The sequence below is a fragment of the Variovorax paradoxus genome, assembly GCF_000834655.1.
In the GTDB taxonomy this organism is placed as follows: domain Bacteria; phylum Pseudomonadota; class Gammaproteobacteria; order Burkholderiales; family Burkholderiaceae_C; genus Variovorax; species Variovorax paradoxus_F.
The window spans coordinates 26,148-43,258 of record NZ_JXQQ01000097.1; the positions used below are offsets into that span (position 1 = coordinate 26,148).

14 protein-coding genes are annotated in these 17,111 nt (G+C 67.0%); 7 read left to right on the forward strand and 7 right to left on the reverse strand.

Annotated elements, in window-relative coordinates:
* Positions 1-91: 91 nt before the first annotated feature.
* From RT97_RS27985 to RT97_RS28005, 5 genes are all read right to left on the reverse strand, one after another.
* Positions 92-1,090 (reverse strand): tripartite tricarboxylate transporter substrate binding protein, encoded by a 999-nt coding sequence (locus RT97_RS27985; protein ID WP_042582127.1) that lies wholly within the window; start codon positions 1,088-1,090, stop codon positions 92-94.
* The gene (locus tag RT97_RS27990) at positions 1,087-1,881 is read right to left on the reverse strand and encodes an IclR family transcriptional regulator (protein ID WP_042582128.1); all 795 of its coding nucleotides are present in this window, start codon (positions 1,879-1,881) and stop codon (positions 1,087-1,089) included. The genes RT97_RS27985 and RT97_RS27990 overlap by 4 nt, the downstream gene beginning before the upstream one ends.
* A 137-nt stretch (positions 1,882-2,018) precedes the next feature.
* A complete protein-coding gene (locus RT97_RS27995; protein ID WP_042582129.1) occupies positions 2,019-3,758 on the reverse strand; it encodes a cobaltochelatase CobT-related protein in 1,740 nt (579 codons plus the stop codon).
* Positions 3,755-4,747, reverse strand: coding sequence for an AAA family ATPase (locus RT97_RS28000; RefSeq protein ID WP_042582130.1), 993 nt, complete (start codon positions 4,745-4,747; stop codon positions 3,755-3,757). The genes RT97_RS27995 and RT97_RS28000 overlap by 4 nt, the downstream gene beginning before the upstream one ends.
* A gap of 23 nt (positions 4,748-4,770) precedes the next feature.
* A complete protein-coding gene (locus tag RT97_RS28005) occupies positions 4,771-5,601 on the reverse strand; it encodes an IclR family transcriptional regulator (RefSeq protein ID WP_080898461.1) in 831 nt (276 codons plus the stop codon).
* Between the two features lie 169 nt (positions 5,602-5,770).
* Between RT97_RS28005 and xsc the strand changes: the two genes are divergently transcribed.
* Together xsc and RT97_RS28015 are read left to right on the forward strand one after the other, a co-directional pair.
* The gene (gene xsc / locus RT97_RS28010) at positions 5,771-7,594 is read left to right on the forward strand and encodes a sulfoacetaldehyde acetyltransferase (RefSeq protein ID WP_042582131.1); all 1,824 of its coding nucleotides are present in this window, start codon (positions 5,771-5,773) and stop codon (positions 7,592-7,594) included.
* Entirely contained in the window at positions 7,591-8,790 is a 1,200-nt protein-coding gene (locus tag RT97_RS28015; RefSeq protein WP_042582195.1) for an acetate/propionate family kinase, read from the forward strand. The genes xsc and RT97_RS28015 overlap by 4 nt, the downstream gene beginning before the upstream one ends.
* Before the next feature lie 98 nt (positions 8,791-8,888).
* On the opposite strand, the gene RT97_RS28020 is transcribed toward RT97_RS28015, so the two are convergent.
* On the reverse strand, positions 8,889-9,821 hold the full coding sequence (locus tag RT97_RS28020) for a LysR family transcriptional regulator (protein ID WP_042582132.1): 933 nt from the start codon (positions 9,819-9,821) through the stop codon (positions 8,889-8,891).
* Positions 9,822-10,018: 197 nt separating this feature from the next.
* Between RT97_RS28020 and RT97_RS28025 the strand changes: the two genes are divergently transcribed.
* From RT97_RS28025 to RT97_RS28035, 3 genes are read left to right on the forward strand one after another with little or no spacing between them, the layout of a single operon-like run.
* Entirely contained in the window at positions 10,019-12,958 is a 2,940-nt protein-coding gene (locus RT97_RS28025; RefSeq protein ID WP_042582133.1) for a molybdopterin oxidoreductase family protein, read from the forward strand.
* Positions 12,959-12,962: 4 nt separating this feature from the next.
* Positions 12,963-13,694, forward strand: coding sequence for a 4Fe-4S dicluster domain-containing protein (locus RT97_RS28030; RefSeq protein ID WP_080898462.1), 732 nt, complete (start codon positions 12,963-12,965; stop codon positions 13,692-13,694).
* Between the two features lie 4 nt (positions 13,695-13,698).
* A complete protein-coding gene (locus RT97_RS28035; RefSeq protein ID WP_042582134.1) occupies positions 13,699-14,631 on the forward strand; it encodes a dimethyl sulfoxide reductase anchor subunit family protein in 933 nt (310 codons plus the stop codon).
* Here RT97_RS28035 and RT97_RS28040 read toward each other — a convergent pair.
* Positions 14,628-15,557 (reverse strand): SMP-30/gluconolactonase/LRE family protein, encoded by a 930-nt coding sequence (locus tag RT97_RS28040; protein WP_042582135.1) that lies wholly within the window; start codon positions 15,555-15,557, stop codon positions 14,628-14,630. The two genes, RT97_RS28035 and RT97_RS28040, sit on opposite strands and share 4 nt — an antisense overlap.
* 278 nt (positions 15,558-15,835) lie before the next feature.
* On the opposite strand from RT97_RS28040, the gene RT97_RS28045 reads away from it, so the two are divergent.
* Together RT97_RS28045 and RT97_RS28050 are read left to right on the forward strand one after the other, a co-directional pair.
* A complete protein-coding gene (locus tag RT97_RS28045; protein WP_155403912.1) occupies positions 15,836-16,078 on the forward strand; it encodes a hypothetical protein in 243 nt (80 codons plus the stop codon).
* 24 nt (positions 16,079-16,102) lie between these two features.
* Positions 16,103-17,092 (forward strand): DUF6708 domain-containing protein, encoded by a 990-nt coding sequence (locus tag RT97_RS28050; protein WP_042582137.1) that lies wholly within the window; start codon positions 16,103-16,105, stop codon positions 17,090-17,092.
* Positions 17,093-17,111 lie beyond the last annotated feature (19 nt).

A 17,111-nucleotide genomic window follows, 5' to 3' on the forward strand; every position in this document is an offset into this window, starting at 1 on the left:
CACCGCGGAACCGGCTTTGCCGGGCCGCAGGTGTTGCCCCCGGTAGGGGGTTGGAGAAGCGACACGAAGTGCGCGAAGCCTGGGGGCGAGTTCAATCTACTTTGATGCTGGCTTCCTTGGCGAGCTTCTGCCAGCGCACGAGTTCGGTCGTCACGACCTTGCCCAGTTGTTCGGGCGTGCCGCCGACGCCTTCGCTGCCTTGCGCAAGCAGCTTCTCGCGGATCTCCGGTTCCTTCACCACGGTGTTGATCACGCGGTTGAGCCTGTCGATGGCGGGCTGCGGCGTCTTCGCGGGCACGAACACGGCATACCACGAGTCCACGTCGAAGTCGGGAATGCCGGCCTCCTGCATCGTCGGCACATCGGGGAAGGCGGCGCTGCGCTTGGTGGTCGAGACGGCGAGCGCCTTGAGCTTGCCGGCCTTCACGAACTGCGCGGCCGCGGGAATCGACACCCACAGCAGCGGCACCTGCCCGCCCATCACGTCGGTCACGGCCGGGCCGCCGCCGCGGTAGGGGATGTGCGTCATCTGCGTGCCGGTGCGCAGCTTGAGCAACTCGCCGGCCAGGTGCCCGGGCGAGCCGTTGCCCACCGAGGCGAAGGAGATGCTGTCGGGCTTGGCCTTGGCCAGCGCGACCAGCTCTGCCACGGTGTTCGGCGCGAACTGGTTGTTGGCCACCAGGATCTGCGGCAGCGAGGCGACCAGGCCGACCGGTGCGAAGTCTTTCGCGGTGTCGAAGCTCAGCTTGGTGTAGATGGCCGGGTTGATGGTGTGCGAGGAGAGCGTAAAGAGCACCGTGTAGCCGTCGGGCGCCGACTTGGCGACGACCTCGGTGCCGATGGAGCCGGCCGCGCCGCCGCGGTTGTCGATCAGTACCTGCTGGCCGAGCAGCGTGGAAAAGCGCTCCTGCACGATGCGCGCGATCACGTCGGTGCCGCCGCCGGGCGGGTAGGGAACGACCAGGCGGATCGGCTTGTTGGGGTAGTCGCCGGCGCTCTGCGCCTGCGCCGCGAAAGGCACGGCGAGCGCCGAAAGCATTGCGGCGGCCAGCAGCCCGGCGCGCAGCCAGGGGGCGGGGAACAGGTTCATTCGAGTCTCCTTCTCTTTGTGGTGGATGTCGGCAGCGCGGTCGCGCGGTAGCCCAGCGTCGCGCTCGCGTCGCGCGCGCAGGCCACGAGGCGGTCGGCGAGGCCGCGTGCCTGCGTGCGCGCGAAGCGGATCGAGGGCACGCTCATGCCGACGGCCGCGACCGCCTCGCCGCGTGCGTTGAACACGGGCACGCCGAGGCCGCAGACGCCCAGGCGCCATTCCTCGCGGTTTTCGGCGTAGCCGCGGGCGCGCGTGCGTTCGAGTTCGAGAAGGAGCGCATCGAAGTCGGTGATGCTGTTTTTCGTGTGGGCGGCCAGCGTGCCCAGGCGCTCGTGCAATGCGGGCACGCTGGGCGTCGCCGCGGCCAGCAGCGCCTTGCCCGACGCCACGCAGTAGGCCGCGGCACGGCCGCCTATGCGCGAATAGGCGGCCACGGGCAGGGGGCTGTCGAACTTGTCGAGGTAGACGATCTCTGCGCCGTCGAGCACCGCCAGGTGGATGGTCTCGCCCGTCTGCTGCGCGAGCGCGGCGAGGTGCGGCCGCAGCAGCGCGCCGACGTCGGCCGCATCGGCCACCAGCGCACCGAGCTCGAAGAGGCGCAGGCTCGGCCGGTAGGCGCTGGTGTCCGGGTCCTGCACAGCCCAGCCGCAATCGACCAGCGTCTGCAGCGTGCGGTGCGCGTTGCTGCGCGCCATGCCGAACGCCTGGGCCAGGTCGGTGACGCGGCAGGGGCGTTGCTGGCGCGTCATCCATTCGATGGCGGCGAGGCCTTTGGCGAGCGTGGAATCCATGAGGCTTTCGATTGCGTTCCAAATATTGGAACGCCGTTCCCGGATGTGGAACTCAATGTAAGAACCACCGGTCCCCTTTGTCAATCAGGGACTTGGATGTAATCCAAAACACCTCAGCTTCGGCCTCGGCCTTTGCTTCAGCGTCGGTGACGCCCCGCCATGAGGTCGATCACCTCGCGAAAGATGGTGTTGCCGGTGGAGGTGGCCAGGTCGAGCACGTGGCTGCGGCTGTAGTAGGGGCTCAGGTCGAGCCCGACGCCGATGCCTGCGACTTCGATGTCGCCGCGCTGCTCCTGGCGCGCCACCACGTCGCGCAGGTGGTGGTCCAGGTAGTGCGCGTCGTTGGCCAGGTGGGTGGCGCTGTCCATCGGCGAGCCGTCGGAAATCACCAGCAGCAGCTTGCGCGCTTCGGGGCGCTCGCGCAGGCGCTGGCAGGCCCAGTCGACCGCCTCGCCGTCGATGCCTTCGCGGAACAGGTCGGCCTTGAGCAGCGCAGCCATCGCGGGGCGCGCGCGCCGCCACGGCGTGGCCGCGGCCTTGAAGACGAGGTGGCTGCGCTCGTTGAGGCGCCCGGGGTGCAGCGGCTTGCCCGCGCGCACCCATTCGCGCTGCGGCCGGCCGCCGGTCCATGCGCCCGTGGTGAAGCCCAGCACCTCGCTGGTCACACCGGCCTGTTCGAGCGCGCGCGCGAACACGTCGACCATCATCGCGACCGATTCGGCGTGCTCCTTCATCGAGCCCGAGCAGTCGATGAGAAAAGTCACCATGCAGTCGGCCACCGGCTCCATGCGCTCGGTGCGGAACAGGCGCCGCTCGGTCGGCGAGGCCACGAGCTGCGCGAGCCGGCGCCCGTCGATGAGCCCTTCTTCCTGCCCGCCGTCCCAGCCGTCGCGCGTGGGGTCGGCGAGCAGCGCGCGCAGTTCGCGCGCGAGGCGCGCGATGTTCACGCCCTGGGCGGCGATGCGGCGGTCGAGTTTTTCGCGGTGGTCGGCGAGCACTTCCTTGCGCGCGAGCGTGGCCGCGTCGTGCTCGCGGTCGTAGGCGGTGGTGAAGACGCGGTAGGCGCCGCCCGCCTCGTCAATCACCGCGCTGCGGCCCGACTCGGCGGTGGTGAAGCGCTCGACGATCTCGCGGTCCATGTCGGCCACGAGCATGAACACGCTGCGCTTGTCGTCCACGTGCGGGTCGCGCGCGTCGGTGCTTTCTTCGCCGGCCTCGTGCAGCATCGCCGCAACGGTGCGCGCGATGGCCAGGGCATGCACGGCGTAGGCGGCCTGGTCGGCGCGGTCGCGGCGCAGCCCCGCAAGCGCATGGCCGATGAGCGGGGCGAGGTGGAAGCGCGTGGCCTCCAGCATGTCTTCGGTTTCTTCCACCACCTGCTGGCCGCTCACGCGCGCACGGCAGATCTGCGCAACCGCATAGAGCAGCAGGCCGCGGGCGGTGTCGGTCAGGCCCGAATGGTGGAAGGCGAGCGACCACTGTTCGTGGCGGTGCCGCAGGTTCCGGCGCATGCCGGCCATGACCTCGGGCGCGAGCGCTTCGACGCGGAACTGCTCGAGCATCTCGAACAGCATGCGCTCGACCGGCTCCTCGGGGCGAAGGCTTTCATGCAATGCCGCATCGGACACGGTGAGCCGCAAAGCCAGCCCGTCGGCCACGCCGCGGAACGAGACGAAGTCGTCGGTCTCGGCCGAGGGATGCAGGTGCGGCGCGAACCACGGCAGCGCCACGCGCCCACGGTGCAGGCGCTTGCCGCGAAAGTGCAGGTCGCGCTCGCCGCTGAACGCGCGCACCACGCCCGCGCAGAGTTCGGCGACCTGCTCCTCCTGCCGCACGCGGCGCTGCATCGCGCTCGCGGATGCAGGCGTGTCGGTCATTCGCCCGAACCCGACGACAGCTGGTGCGACTCCTTCAGTTCCCGGTCGAAGCAGCGCTGGAAGTACTCGGCCACGAGCGGCCGCTCGGCGTCGTCGCACTTGTTGACGAACGAGAGGCGGAACGCGAGTGCCGGGTCCTTGAAGATCTCGACGTTCTCGGCCCAGGTGATGACGGTGCGCGGCGACATCAGCGTGGAAAGGTCGCCCGCCGCGAAACCTTTGCGCGTGAGATCGGCCACGGCCACCATCGATGCGACTAGCTTGCGGCCCGCATCGTCGGCGAGCGAGGGCACGCGCGCCTGCACGATCGCGATTTCCTCATCGGCCGGCAGGTAGTTGAGCGAGGCGACGATGTTCCAGCGGTCGATCTGCGCATGGTTGAGCCGCTGCGCGCCGTGGTAGAGGCCGTTGAGGTTGCCCAGGCCCACCGTGTTGGCGGTGGCGAACAAACGAAAGTACGGGTGCGGCCGCAGCACCTTGTTCTGGTCCATCAGCGTGAACTTGCCGTCGCGCTCCAGGATGCGCTGGATGACGAACATCACGTCGGGCCGGCCCGCGTCGTACTCGTCGAAGATCAAGGCCACCGGCCGCTGCAGCGACCACGGCACGATGCCTTCCTGGAACTCGGTGACCTGCTGGCCTTCGCGCAGCACCACCGCGTCCTTGCCCACGAGGTCGAGGCGGCTGATGTGGCCGTCCAGGTTCAGGCGCACGCAGGGCCAGTTCAGGCGCGCGGCCACCTGCTCGATGTGTGTCGACTTGCCGGTGCCGTGCAGGCCCTGCACCATCACCCGCCGGTCGCGCGTGAAGCCCGCGAGGATCGCCAGCGTCACGTCGGAGTTGAAGCGGTAGACCGCGTCGACCTCGGGCACGTGGTCATCGAGTCCCTCGCAATGGCTGAAGGCCGGCACCAGCAGGTCGGTGTCGATGCCGAACACCTCGCGCACGCTCAGCATCCGGTCGGGTCGCAGGTCTGCGGTATCGGTCACGGTGGGCTTTCGTTGAAGGGGAGTCAGGCCGAGGCGCGGTCGGTGCCCGCGTCGGCGTCGATGCGGCCGAGTGCGAGTGCGGCGCGTTGAAGTGCGGGCAGCAGCGTCTTGGCCTTCGCCGCGTCGAGCCGCATGATCGGCGCCTGCACCGCGATGCAGAGGTTGGAAGGTGCTTCGTCGCCCGAAGGCACCAGCGCGGCGATGCACAGCAGGCCGGGCAGAAACTCCTCGTTGTCGATCGCAAAGCCGTCCTTGCGCACTCGCTGCACTTCCTTCTCGAGCGCCTCTGCATCGGTCAGCGTCTTGGGCGTGTAGGTTTCGAGCGGCGCGTTGGACAGCAGCCGGCGGCGCTGCGCCGCGCTCATCTGCGAGAGAAAGATCTTGCCGCTCGCCGAACAATGCACCGGCACGCGCGAACCCGGATGCAGGTAGAAGCGTAGCGGCGCGGCGGTCTCCACGCGGTCGAGGTACACGACCTCGCTGCCCGAGAGCGAGGTGAGGTTGCAGCTCTCGCCGATTTCCTCGACCAGTTGGCGCAGCACCGTGTGGCGCGCGCCGTGCAGGCTGTCGTTGAAGAGCAGGTTCTCCGACAGGCGCCGCAGCCGCGTGCCGATGCCGTAGTGGCGCCCGTCGCCTTCGCGTTGCAGGAGCCCCGCGCCCTCGAGCTGCTGCAGCATGCGGTGCAGCGTGGGCTTGGGCATGCCGGTTTCTTCGACCAGGCCCTGCAGCGAGTAGCGCTGGTCTTTCGCGGCCATGACTTCGAGCAGTCCGAAGAGGCGCATGGTGGGCGTGTCGCCCGCCGGCTCGGACGCTTCGGGGATGGGGCCTTTGACGATCTTCATGCGGCGGATCATAGTTGTTTTACAAAAAACAAGACAAGGCGTACCGATTTTTGTAAATTGTTTGACGTCGAGGTGTTGCCGGCCTATATTCCGCCGGAAAGAAATTCGGAACAAGCGGTTCCGACTTTCGAGTTGCAGCATCCCGCCCGATCCCGCCTCATTTCCATCAGGAGACGCTTCCATGAGCCAGAAGAAACCCACTGCACCTGCCCGCGAAGCCGTCACCGGCGTGCAGAAGATGACGCCCTCCGAGGCCTTCGTCGAGACCATGGTCGCCAACGGCGTGACCGACATCTTCGGCATCATGGGCTCGGCCTTCATGGACGCGATGGACATCTTCGCGCCCGCCGGCATCCGCCTGATTCCGGTGGTGCACGAGCAGGGCGGTGCCCATATGGCCGACGGCTATGCGCGCGTGTCGGGCCGCCATGGCCTCGTGATCGGGCAGAACGGCCCCGGCATCAGCAACTGCGTGACGGCGATCGCGGCCGCCTACTGGGCGCACAGCCCGGTCGTGATGATCACGCCCGAGACCGGCACCATGGGCATGGGCCTGGGCGGCTTCCAGGAGGCCAACCAGCTGCCGATGTTCCAGGAGTTCACCAAGTACCAGGGCCACGTGAACAACCCCAAGCGCATGGCCGAATACACGGCGCGCTGCTTCGATCGCGCCATTTCCGAGATGGGCCCGACGCAACTCAACATTCCGCGCGATTACTTCTACGGCGAGATCACGGTCGAGATCCCCAAGCCGATGCGCGTGGAGCGCGGCGCGGGCGGCGAGAACAGCCTGAACGCCGCAGTCGAACTGCTGGCCTCGGCCAAGTTCCCGGTGATCCTCTCGGGCGGCGGCGTGGTGATGGGCGATGCGGTCGAAGAGTGCAAGGCCTTGGCCGAGCGCCTCGGCGCCCCGGTCGCCAACGGCTACCTGCGCAACGACTCGTTCCCTGCGAGCCACCCGCTAGCCGCCGGCCCGCTGGGCTACCAAGGCTCGAAGGCCGCGATGAAGCTCATCGCGCAGGCCGACGTGGTGCTCGCGCTCGGCTCGCGCATGGGCCCGTTCGGCACGCTGCCGCAGCACGGCATGGACTACTGGCCCAAGGACGCGAAGATCATCCAGGTCGAGGCCGACCACACCAACCTCGGCCTGGTGAAGAAGATCACCGTCGGAATCCACGGCGATGCCAAGGCCACCGCCAAGGAACTGCTCAAGCGCCTGCAAGGCAAGACGCTGGCCTGCGACGCCACCAAGGCCGAGCGCGCCGACAAGATCAAGGCCGAGAAGGCCGCCTGGGAAAAGGAGCTCGACGAGTGGACGCATGAACGCGACCAGTACAGCCTCGACGCCATCGAGGAAACCAAGGGCGAGAAGACGCCTACCGGCGGCAGCTACCTGCACCCGCGCCAGGTGCTGCGCGAACTGGAGAAGGCCATGCCGCCGCGCGTGATGGTCTCCACCGACATCGGCAACATTAACGCCATCGCCAACAGCTACCTGCGCTTCGAGGAACCGCGCAGCTTCTTCGCGCCGATGAGCTTCGGCAACTGCGGCTACTCGCTGCCCACGATGATCGGTGCCAAGTGCGCCGCGCCCGATCGCCCGGCCGTGGCCTATGCCGGCGACGGCGCCTGGGGCATGAGCATGTCGGAAATCATGACGGCGGTGCGCCACGACATTCCGGTCACGGCCGTGGTCTTCCACAACCGCCAGTGGGGCGCGGAGAAGAAGAACCAGGTCGACTTCTACAATCGCCGCTTCGTCGCGGGCGAGCTCGAGAGCGAGAGCTTCGCGGGCATCGCCAAGGCCATGGGCGCAGAGGGCATCGTGGTCGACAAGCTCGAGGACGTGGGCCCCGCGCTCAAGAAGGCCATCGACATGCAGATGAACGAAGGCAAGACCTGCGTGATCGAGATCATGTGCACCCGCGAGCTGGGCGACCCGTTCCGCCGCGATGCGCTCTCCAAGCCGGTGCGCTTCCTGGACAAGTACAAGGACTACGTCTGACCGAATCGCTGCTCACGCTGAACGCCGGGTCGTCGTCGATCAAGGTCGCGTTGTTCGAGGCGGCCGGCGACGGTGCGGCGCTGCCGACTGCACGCTGGTCGGGGCAGGCCGACGGGCTTGGCGCCGGGCTGAAGGCGCGGCTGCGCATCCGCGATGCGGAGGGGCGCACGCTGCACGACGCGGTGCTCGATGGGGACCATCGCTCGCACCAGGGCGCGCTCGCGGCGCTGCTCAAATGGCATGCGCAGCAAGGCGGAGGCGATCGGATCGCCGGAGTCGGCCACCGCATCGTGCATGGGGGCGTGAATTTCGTGGCGCCGGTGCGCATCGACGATGCGGTGCTTGCCGAGCTGGCCGCGCTGGAGCCGCTCGCGCCGCTGCACCAGCCGCACAACCTGGCGGGCGTGCGCGCCGCGACAAAAGCCTTCGACGGCGTGCCGCAGGTGGCGTGCTTCGACACCGCTTTCCATTCGACGCAGACCGGGGTCAACCGCCGCTTCGCGTTGCCGCGTGCGTTGCACGACGCGGGCGTGCGGCGCTACGGCTTCCACGGGCTTTCTTACGAATCGATCGTCGCGCAGTTCACGCGCCTTGCGCCAGAGCTCGCGGACAAGCGCGTGATCGTTGCGCACCTGGGCAATGGCGCCTCGATGTGCGCGATGGCGCAGGGCCGCTCGGTCGCGACGACGATGAGCTTCTCGCCGCTCGACGGCTTGACGATGGGCACGCGCTGCGGGCACCTCGATGCGGCCGTCGTGCTGTACCTCCTGCGCTCGCGCGGCATGTCGGCGGAGCAGGTCGAGACGCTGCTGTTCCGCGAATCGGGTCTTCTGGGCCTCTCGGGCGTGTCGAGCGACATGCGTGAGCTCGAAGCCTCCGCCGCACCGGAAGCCGCCGAAGCCATCGCGCATTTCGTCGAGCAGGTCGTGCAGCACATGGGCAGCCTCGCCGCCGCGCTGCGTGGTGTCGATGCGGTGATCTTCACCGGCGGCATCGGCGAGAACGCGAGTGCGCTGCGCGAGCGCATCCTCGAAGAGTGCGACTGGCTCGGCGTGAATGTCGATGCGGCCGCCAACAGTGCGGGCCATGCGCGGCTCACGACACCCGAGAGCCCCGTGAGCGCCTGGATGCTGCGCACCGACGAAGAAGCGGTCATCGCGCGTCACACGGCGCAGGTGTTGCAAGCGGCCGGCTGATCCGATCCAACCAGACACCGTTCGGGCTGAGCTTGTCGAAGCCTTGCGCGGCGCTTCGACAAGCTCAGCGTGAACGGTTTTGGGGGGCGCACTCACAATCAGCGTGCCGCGGAAGCACGAGGCACGGTCGCGCCGCAGTGCCGAAGGAAGTCGGCGGTCGCGCGGCCCAGCAGCTTGTCGCGGTGCATCACCGTCGCGAGCCGCCGCATGCCGGCGGGGAGGCGCGTGCGCAACTCGACCAGGTGCCCGTCTTCCAGCGCCTGCGCCACCGTGTAGCGCGAGAGGCACGCCAAGCCAGTGCCCGAGGCCACCACGCGCTTGATCGCCTCGGTGCTACCGAGTTCGAAACCCACGCGCACCTGCTCCAGGTTCTGGATCAGCCACGCATCGGTGACCTGCCGCGTGCCCGAGCCGTGTTCGCGCAGCACCCAGGTGGCCTGCGAGAGCTGGCGGTGCGTGGCGATGCGCCTCGCGAGCGCGTGGCCTGGCGCGGCGACGATGACCAGTTCGTCTTCGCGCCAGGCGCGCACCACGAGGTCGGGGTGCGTCTGCGGGCCTTCGATGAAGCCCACGTCCACCTCGAAACCAGCCACCGCCTCGATCACGTCGCGCGTGTTCGCAATGTGAAGGTGCACCTGGCTCTGCGGGTGCAGCGCGGTCCATTGCGACACGCGCTCGGGCAGCAAGTATTCGCCGATGGTGAAGCTGGCCGCCACGCGCAGCGGCGCCGCATGCTCGCCGCTGAAGAGTGCCTGCACCTCGCCCGCCTGGTCGAGCAGCGCCTGCGCCTTGGGCAGCAGCGCCCGGCCGTTCTCGTTGAGCACCAGCCGGCGGCCTATGCGGTCGAACAGCAGCGCGCCGACGGAGGTTTCGAGGTCGGCCAGCGCGCTGCTCGCGGCCGACTGCGACCGCGCCACTCGGTCGGCCGCCGCGCGGGTGCTGCCCCCGCGCGCGGTGGCCACGAACACCTCGAGCTGGCGCAGGTTCAGGCGCAGGCGCTGGGGGAGATGTTGATCTGTTTTTCCGGTCATGGTGAGCGATATTCTCCGCTTTTCCGATTGATCGCGGCTACTTACCATCGACTTCACCACGCTGGATGCCGAGTTGCGATCGAAGGCAAGGAGCCGTTCACGCCGAGCTTGTGGAAGCGCCGCGCAAGGCTTCGACAAGCTCAGCCCGAGCGGCTGTTGTCCATCGAGGCATGCCGTACAAGACAAAGGACCGACAAGTGTTCAGTTTCCTCTCCCGAGAGCCCGTGCACGATCCGCTCACCGCGCCAACGCCCGCGGCGGACACCGAGGTCAAGACCACCACCTGCTACATGTGCGCCTGCCGCTGCGGCATTCGCGTGCACCTGCGCGAGGGCGAGAACGGGCCCGAGGTGCGCTACATCGACGGCAACCCGAACCATCCGCTGAACCAGGGCGTGATCTGCGCCAAGGGCTCCTCGGGAATCATGAAGCAGGTGTCGCCCGCGCGCATCACGCAGCCGCTCTTGCGCAAGGCCGGCAGCGAGCGCGGCGCGGGGGAGTTCGAACCGATCAGCTGGGAACGCGCCTACGACATGCTGACCGAGCGGCTCGGCAAGATCCGCGCAACGGATCCGAAGAAGTTCGCGCTCTTCACCGGCCGCGACCAGATGCAGGCGCTCACCGGTTTGTTCGCACGCCAGTTCGGCACGCCCAACTACGCGGCGCACGGCGGCTTCTGCTCGGTCAACATGGCTGCGGGAATGATCTACACCATCGGCGGCAGCTTCTGGGAATTCGGTGGGCCGGACCTGGAGCGCGCCAGGCTGTTCGTGATGATCGGCACGGCCGAAGACCACCACAGCAATCCGATGAAGATCGCGATCAGCAAGTTCAAGCGCGCGGGCGGACGCTTCATCTCGATCAACCCGGTGCGCACCGGCTATTCGGCGATTGCGGACGAGTGGATTCCGATCAAGCCCGGCACCGACGGCGCGCTGTTCATGGCGCTGCTGCACGAGCTCGTCGGCAACGAGCTGGTGGACCACGCATTCCTCAAGCGCTTTACCAATGCGCCGCAGCTCGTGGTGCTGGACGACTGCGAGCGCGAAGGGCTGTTCGCGTTCGACCCCGAGCGCGGCCCGCCGGGCGATGGCCGTCATCCGCACAACAAGCTCGTGTGGGACAAGGCCAGCGGCAGCGTGAAGCCCGCGTACCCCGAAGGCATTGCCGACGGCTGCGACCCGGCACTCGAAGGGCACTACACGCTGGCCGACGGCACCCGCGTCGCGCCTTCGTTCCAGCTGCTGCGCGAGCGCGTGGCGCTCTGCACACCCGAGTGGGCAGAGGGCATCACCGGCATCGACGCGGCGCGCATCGGCAAGCTCGCGCGCGAGATGGGAGAAACCGCGCTGAAGCAGGCCTTCGAACTGCCGATTCCGTGGACCGATGCGTGGGGCAAGCAACACGCGACCACGCAGGCGCGGCCCGTGGCCTTCCATGCGATGCGGGGTCTGGCGGCGCATTCCAACGGCTTTCAGACCGTGCGCGCACTCGCAGTGCTGATGAGCGTGCTCGGCACCATCGATGCGCCGGGGGGCTTTCGCCACAAGGCGCCGTATCCGCGGCACATCGTGCCCAACTACCGCGCGTTCAACGACCCCGGGATGATCCAGCCGAACACGCCGCTCAACGCCGCGCCGCTGGGCTTTCCGGCGAACCCCGAGGAATTGGCGATCAACCCCGACGGCTCGCCGATCCGCATCGACCACGCGTTCTCGTGGGAGCACCCGCTGTCGGCGCACGGACTCATGCACAACGTGATCACCAATGCGGTCAAGGGCGACCCTTACCGCATCGACACGCTGCTGATCTTCATGGCCAACATGGCGTGGAACTCGAGCATGAACACCATGGGCGTGCGCGAGATGCTCAACCGCAAGGACGAGAAGGGCGAGCACATGATTCCCTTCCTCGTGGTGTGCGATGCCTTCCAGAGCGAGACCGTGGCCTTCGCCGACCTCGTGCTGCCCGACACCACGTACCTGGAGCGCCACGACGTGATGGGCATGCTCGACCGGCCGATCTCGGAGTTCGACGGGCCGGTCGATTCGGTGCGCGTGCCCGTGGTGGCACCGACCGGAGAGTGCAAGCCCTTCCAGGAGGTGCTGATCGAGCTGGCGTCACGCCTGAAGTTTCCGGCCTTCACCACGCCGGAAGGCGGGCGCAAGTTCACGGGTTACCCGGACTTTGTCGTCAACTTCGAGCCGCAGCCGGGCATCGGCTTTCTCATGGGGTGGCGCGGCAAGGACGGCACCGAGCACCTGCGCGGCGCGCCGAACCCGAAGCAGTGGGAAGCCTATGCAGAGAACAACTGCGTGTTCCAGTACCACATGCCCGAGACCATGCACTACATGCGCAACTGGAACCGGGAGTACCTCGATTTCGCGAAGGACAAGGGCTGGCGCCAGCGCAATGATCCGGTGCAGCTGGCGCTGTACTCCGACACCCTGCAGAGCTTTCGCCTCGCGGCGCAGGGCAAGAGCCCGGGGCGGCAGCCGCCCGATGCGCTGCGCGAGCGCATCGAGAAATACTTCGATCCGCTGCCGTTCTGGTATCCGCCGCTCGAGGAGGATGCGACCGACCTGAAGGCCTACCCGCTCAATGCGTTGACGCAGCGGCCGATGGCGATGTACCACTCGTGGGATTCGCAGAACGCGTGGCTCAGGCAGATCCACAGCCACAACTACCTGCATGTGAACCCGCTCACTGCCGAGGCCGCGGGCATCGCGGACGGCGGCTGGTGCTGGGTCGAGAGCCAGTGGGGCAAGGTGCGCTGCATGCTGCGCTACAGCGAGGCAGTGGAGCCGGGCACGGTGTGGACGTGGAATGCAATCGGCAAGGCCGATGGCGCATGGCAGCTCGCGCCGGGGTCGGACGAGGCGCGCAAGGGCTTCCTGCTCAACCACCTGATCAGCGAGGAGCTGCCGTGCGAAGGCACGGCGAGCGGGCGCATCAGCAACTCCGATCCGATCACGGGGCAGGCGGGCTGGTACGACGTGCGCGTGCGCATACGGCCGGCCGAGCCGGGCGAGCCCGAAGAGAGCTTTCCGCAGATGGCGAGCATGCCAAGTCCGCCCGGGGTGCTGGGCAAGGCGGCGAGTGTGTTGACCTACTTTGCGGGGAGGGGGAAGAAATGATGCAGTGGCTGAAAGACCTGATAGGCCCGGCTTCTCTCCCTCCCCTTCCGGGGGAGGGAGCAATACCTCCAAACGCGCGGAGCCAGGCGAAACGCTCGCCAAGCAACTCGCCCTCGTCATCGACCTCAACGTCTGCGTCGGCTGCCACGCCTGCGTGACCTCGTGCAAGCAATGGAACACCTCCGGCAGCGCCGGCCCGCTGGCCGACGAGCGGCCTTACGCCGCCAACCCGACCGGCACCTTCTTCAACCGCGTGCAGACCTACGAGGCCGGCGCCTTTCCTGCGACCGAGACGGTGCACCTGCCCAAGAGCTGCCTGCACTGCGAAGACCCGCCCTGCGTGCCTGTGTGTCCCACCGGCGCGAGCTACAAGCGCAAGGAAGACGGCATCGTGCTGGTCGACTACGACAAGTGCATCGGCTGCAAGTACTGCGCGTGGGCCTGCCCCTACGGCGCGCGCGAGCTCGATGAAGAACGCCAGGTCATGACCAAGTGCACGCTGTGCGTGGACCGCATCTATGACGAGCAGTTGCCGAAGGAAGACCGCAAGCCCGCCTGCGTGAAGGCCTGCCCGACGGGCGCGCGGATCTTCGGCGATGTGAAGGACCCGGACTCCGAGGTATCGAAGGCGATTCGAGAACGCGGCGGCTACCAGCTGATGCCGGAGTGGGAGACCAGGCCGGCGAACCAGTACCTGCCACGCCGCATCACGCAGTCGACCGACGCACAGGGATAACGAGATGCATCCCGCGTTCTCGATTCTTTTCTTCACCACGCTGGCCGGTGCGGCGCAGGGCCTTGTTTTCACGCTGGCGCTCGGCGCGCTGTTCGGCCTGGAGATGGCGCCGGGTTTTCTGACGATCGCATTGGGCGTGGCCGAGGTGCTGCTCGTCGCCGGGCTCGCGGCCTCGTTCATGCACCTGGGCCGCAAGTCACGCGCGTGGCGCGCGGTGCTGATGTGGCGCACCTCGTGGATGTCGCGCGAAGTGATCGTGCTGCCGGGCTTCATCGCGATCGTGGCGCTGTGGTGGCTCTCGCTGCGCCTCGGTGCGGGCGCGCCGTGGTCGTGGTTGTTGCCGGTGCTGGTGCTCGCCGGTGCCGTCGCGCTCTGGTACTGCACCGCGATGATCTATGCGTGCCTGCGCTTCATCGAGGAGTGGGCGCATCCGCTCACCGTCGTCAACTTCGCGCTGATCGGTTTGTCGTCGGGGCTGGTGCTGGCGTGCGCGATGGCGGCTGTGGCCGGCGAGGCGCGCTTCGTGCAGGTCTTCGGACCGTGCGCGCTCGTGGCCACGCTGGTGGCGTGGGCCGCGCGCGGGCAGGCATTGCGTCGCAACGCGGGCATCCGCCACAAGTCGACGTTGCAATCGGCCACCGGCATCCGCACCGAGAAGCTGGTGCAGAAATCGATGGGCATGTCGGCCGGCTCGTTCAACACGCGCGAATTCTTCCATGGCGCATCGCTGGCGGCGCTGAAGAACATCAAGCTCGGCTTCCTGCTGCTGGCCTTTGCATTGCCCGCGCTGTTGCTGGTGTGGGGCCTCGCAAGCGCGGCCGTGCTGCCGTGGCTGCTCGCGGTGCTGGTGCAGGCGCCCGGCCTCCTGGCCGAGCGCTGGTTCTTCTTCGCGCAGGCCAAGCACCCGCAGAACCTGTATTACCAGGTGGTGTCCTAGGCTTCGTAGTTCAGCGCGAGGCCGGGCGTCGGCCAATCGTCGATGGCGATCAAGCGCCCGCTGCCCGAGAGCGTGACGTAGGCCGTGCGCCGGTCGCGCCCACCGAAGCAGATGTTGGTGGTGTAGCGGTCGGGCAGCGGCACGTGTTCGACGGTGCTGCCATCTGGCGCGACGATGCTGATGCCTCCGTGCAGCAGCGTCGCCACGCAAAGGTTGCCGAGCGCATCGACGGCCATCGAATCGAAACGCTGGTAGTGCCCGCCCGGTGAGGCGCACAGCATGCGTCCGCCATGCGGAGAGGGCCAACCATCTTTTCGCACGCGGCCCGGTGCGGTGATGCCGAAGGCCCACACGCGCGCGCCTTCGGTCTCGGCGTAGTAGAGCGTGTCGCCATCGGGCGAGAGCGCGATGCCGTTGGGTGTCATCACCGGCCGCGCGATCGCTCGCGCGGCGCTGCCGTCGCTGTGGCCGTAGAAGAGGCCGCCGCGGTCCATGTCGCGCTCGCGTGTCTTGCCGAGGTCGGTGAAGTAGAAGCCGCCGTGGGCGTCGAACACGATGTCGTTGGGGCCGCACAGCGCGCCGTGTTCGACGGTGTCGAACAGCCGCTCGAAGCGGCCGGTCGCGAGGTTCACGCGCTCGATGCGGCCACCCGAATAGTCCTCGGCCTGGCCCACCGGCCGGTGGCAGCCGTCGGCCTCTGTGTGCCATTTGAAGCCGCCGTTGTTGCACACGTAGACCGCGCCGTCCGGTCCGATGGCTGCGCCGTTCGGACCGCCGCCCAGGTCGACCACCACCTGCACCAGCCCGTCGTGTCGCACGCGCGTGAGCGTGCCGCGAGCGATCTCGACCAGCAGCACCGAGCCATCGTCCATGGCGATCGGGCCTTCGGGGAATTGCAGGCCGGTGGCGAGTTCGCGGATTTGCATGGAGGCTCCTTGCGGCTGTTCCTGCCGTGCGCCATTTTGTGACTTCGCGGCGCGCTTGTCGCACGTTCGATCCGTGTTCGGGGAGCCAGCATTTCGAGCCCGCAACGGTCCTTCCCGACCGTGTGATGTGTGTCACGCCCCACAGTTACTTCACGATGGCATCGACTTGAGTAATCTGAAAGTAGCACTGACGTGTCGCTCGGCCCGCTTCGTCTCTGTTAACAAGATTGTGCGGGCTAGCAGGCACGGTAGCAGCCGTAGCTTCTGGTGTGGGGCTGGTGCTGTTGATCGTGGGCACAGGTGCCACCGTCTTTGCCATTGTGACCACTCGCACCGAACTGCAGCGTTGGGCTGCGCGAAGTTACTTCGGCAAAGACGGTGGCGAGGTGCCGCGATTCAAATCCGCAGCAGAAGAAGATGCCGAGCTTGTCAAAGCGTTGGGTGTCGCGTCGGCCGATGAAGTGAAGGGGTCCGTGCTGCTGGAGCGCGATCTCGCACCGGAGGCCTCGAGCTATGGTTGAGTTATCGATTCAAGGAGTTCGACCATGAAGCTGATCGGCTTTGACACCAGCGGTGAGAGTACGGACGAAACGCGGCTGGACGGCAAAGTTTTCGGCCTGACCAAGCGCTATGACAAGAAGCGGGCTGCGGGTGCACAGGCAGGGCACCAAGGAAGGCTTTCTGGGGTGTATCGCAATGTGATCGAGATCAACGGCGGTTCATTGGTGGCAGCGGGAGGCTATGCAACCACCTTGGGCCTGATTTGCGGATTGCTCGGCCTGTATTTCTTTCGTGATTCCTTTTTCGGAGACCTTGCGAAGGGCCACTATGCCCTCACTGCAATCGGCATCCTGTGCTTGTTCTGTGTTTTCTTCATCGGCATCTACTTCGAGATGTTCAGCCCAAGCGAATCGCCAATCTATTTCGATCGTGCCCGCCGCAAGGTTTACTACGTGCATCGCTCCGGCCGAAGACGCTTCATCCTGTTTGGCCCCTCGATGGTCGAGGCTCGTGTCATCGACTGGTCATTGGTCGATGCCGAGCATCACACGAAGGCTCGTGCCAGCACGGCCAGCGTTTCGCGGGATCACTATCTGGTGTTTCTCATGCGCAAGAGCGAAACCGATCCCACCATCGTCGATGCCTACCCTATCGGCCCCATCGACGTTCCCAGTGCTTTGTGGGAATACATTCGCCGCTATATGGAGCGCGACGCCGCTCCTCTGATAGCCGGCGAAGCGCCACCTTACAAAGGTGCGACGTTCGACATGATCGAAGCGTTGAAGCAACGCAAGCAGAACTACTGGCAGGACTGGAAGGAGCTGCCATTTACTCAGCTGTGGCAGCACCTGGCCTTGCCGCTGTTCGCTGTGTTCTTCGTGGTCAATCGCTTCGTGGTGTGGACTGCGCAGAAGGTGCACTGGCCACAGGAGGTCAAAGATGCGCTGGGCGCGGCGATTACCGAAGAAGACTTGATGGTCGATTCAATGCACAAGTTGCGACCCGAAAGAGAGGCCGTGAAGGACGGCATCTGATCACTGTCCCTCTGCCTCC

Excerpts from the sequence above, each read along its gene's own strand:
- RT97_RS27985 (WP_042582127.1), bottom strand. The coding sequence starts at position 1,090 with ATGAACCTGTTCCCCGCCCCCTGGCTGCGCGCCGGGCTGCTGGCCGCC.
- RT97_RS27990 (WP_042582128.1), bottom strand. The coding sequence starts at position 1,881 with ATGGATTCCACGCTCGCCAAAGGCCTCGCCGCCATCGAATGGATGACG.
- RT97_RS27995 (WP_042582129.1), bottom strand. The coding sequence starts at position 3,758 with ATGACCGACACGCCTGCATCCGCGAGCGCGATGCAGCGCCGCGTGCGG.
- RT97_RS28005 (WP_080898461.1), bottom strand. The coding sequence starts at position 5,601 with ATGATCCGCCGCATGAAGATCGTCAAAGGCCCCATCCCCGAAGCGTCC.
- xsc (WP_042582131.1), top strand. The coding sequence starts at position 5,771 with ATGAGCCAGAAGAAACCCACTGCACCTGCCCGCGAAGCCGTCACCGGC.
- RT97_RS28020 (WP_042582132.1), bottom strand. The coding sequence starts at position 9,821 with ATGACCGGAAAAACAGATCAACATCTCCCCCAGCGCCTGCGCCTGAAC.
- RT97_RS28035 (WP_042582134.1), top strand. The coding sequence starts at position 13,699 with ATGCATCCCGCGTTCTCGATTCTTTTCTTCACCACGCTGGCCGGTGCG.
- RT97_RS28040 (WP_042582135.1), bottom strand. The coding sequence starts at position 15,557 with ATGCAAATCCGCGAACTCGCCACCGGCCTGCAATTCCCCGAAGGCCCG.
- RT97_RS28050 (WP_042582137.1), top strand. The coding sequence starts at position 16,103 with ATGAAGCTGATCGGCTTTGACACCAGCGGTGAGAGTACGGACGAAACG.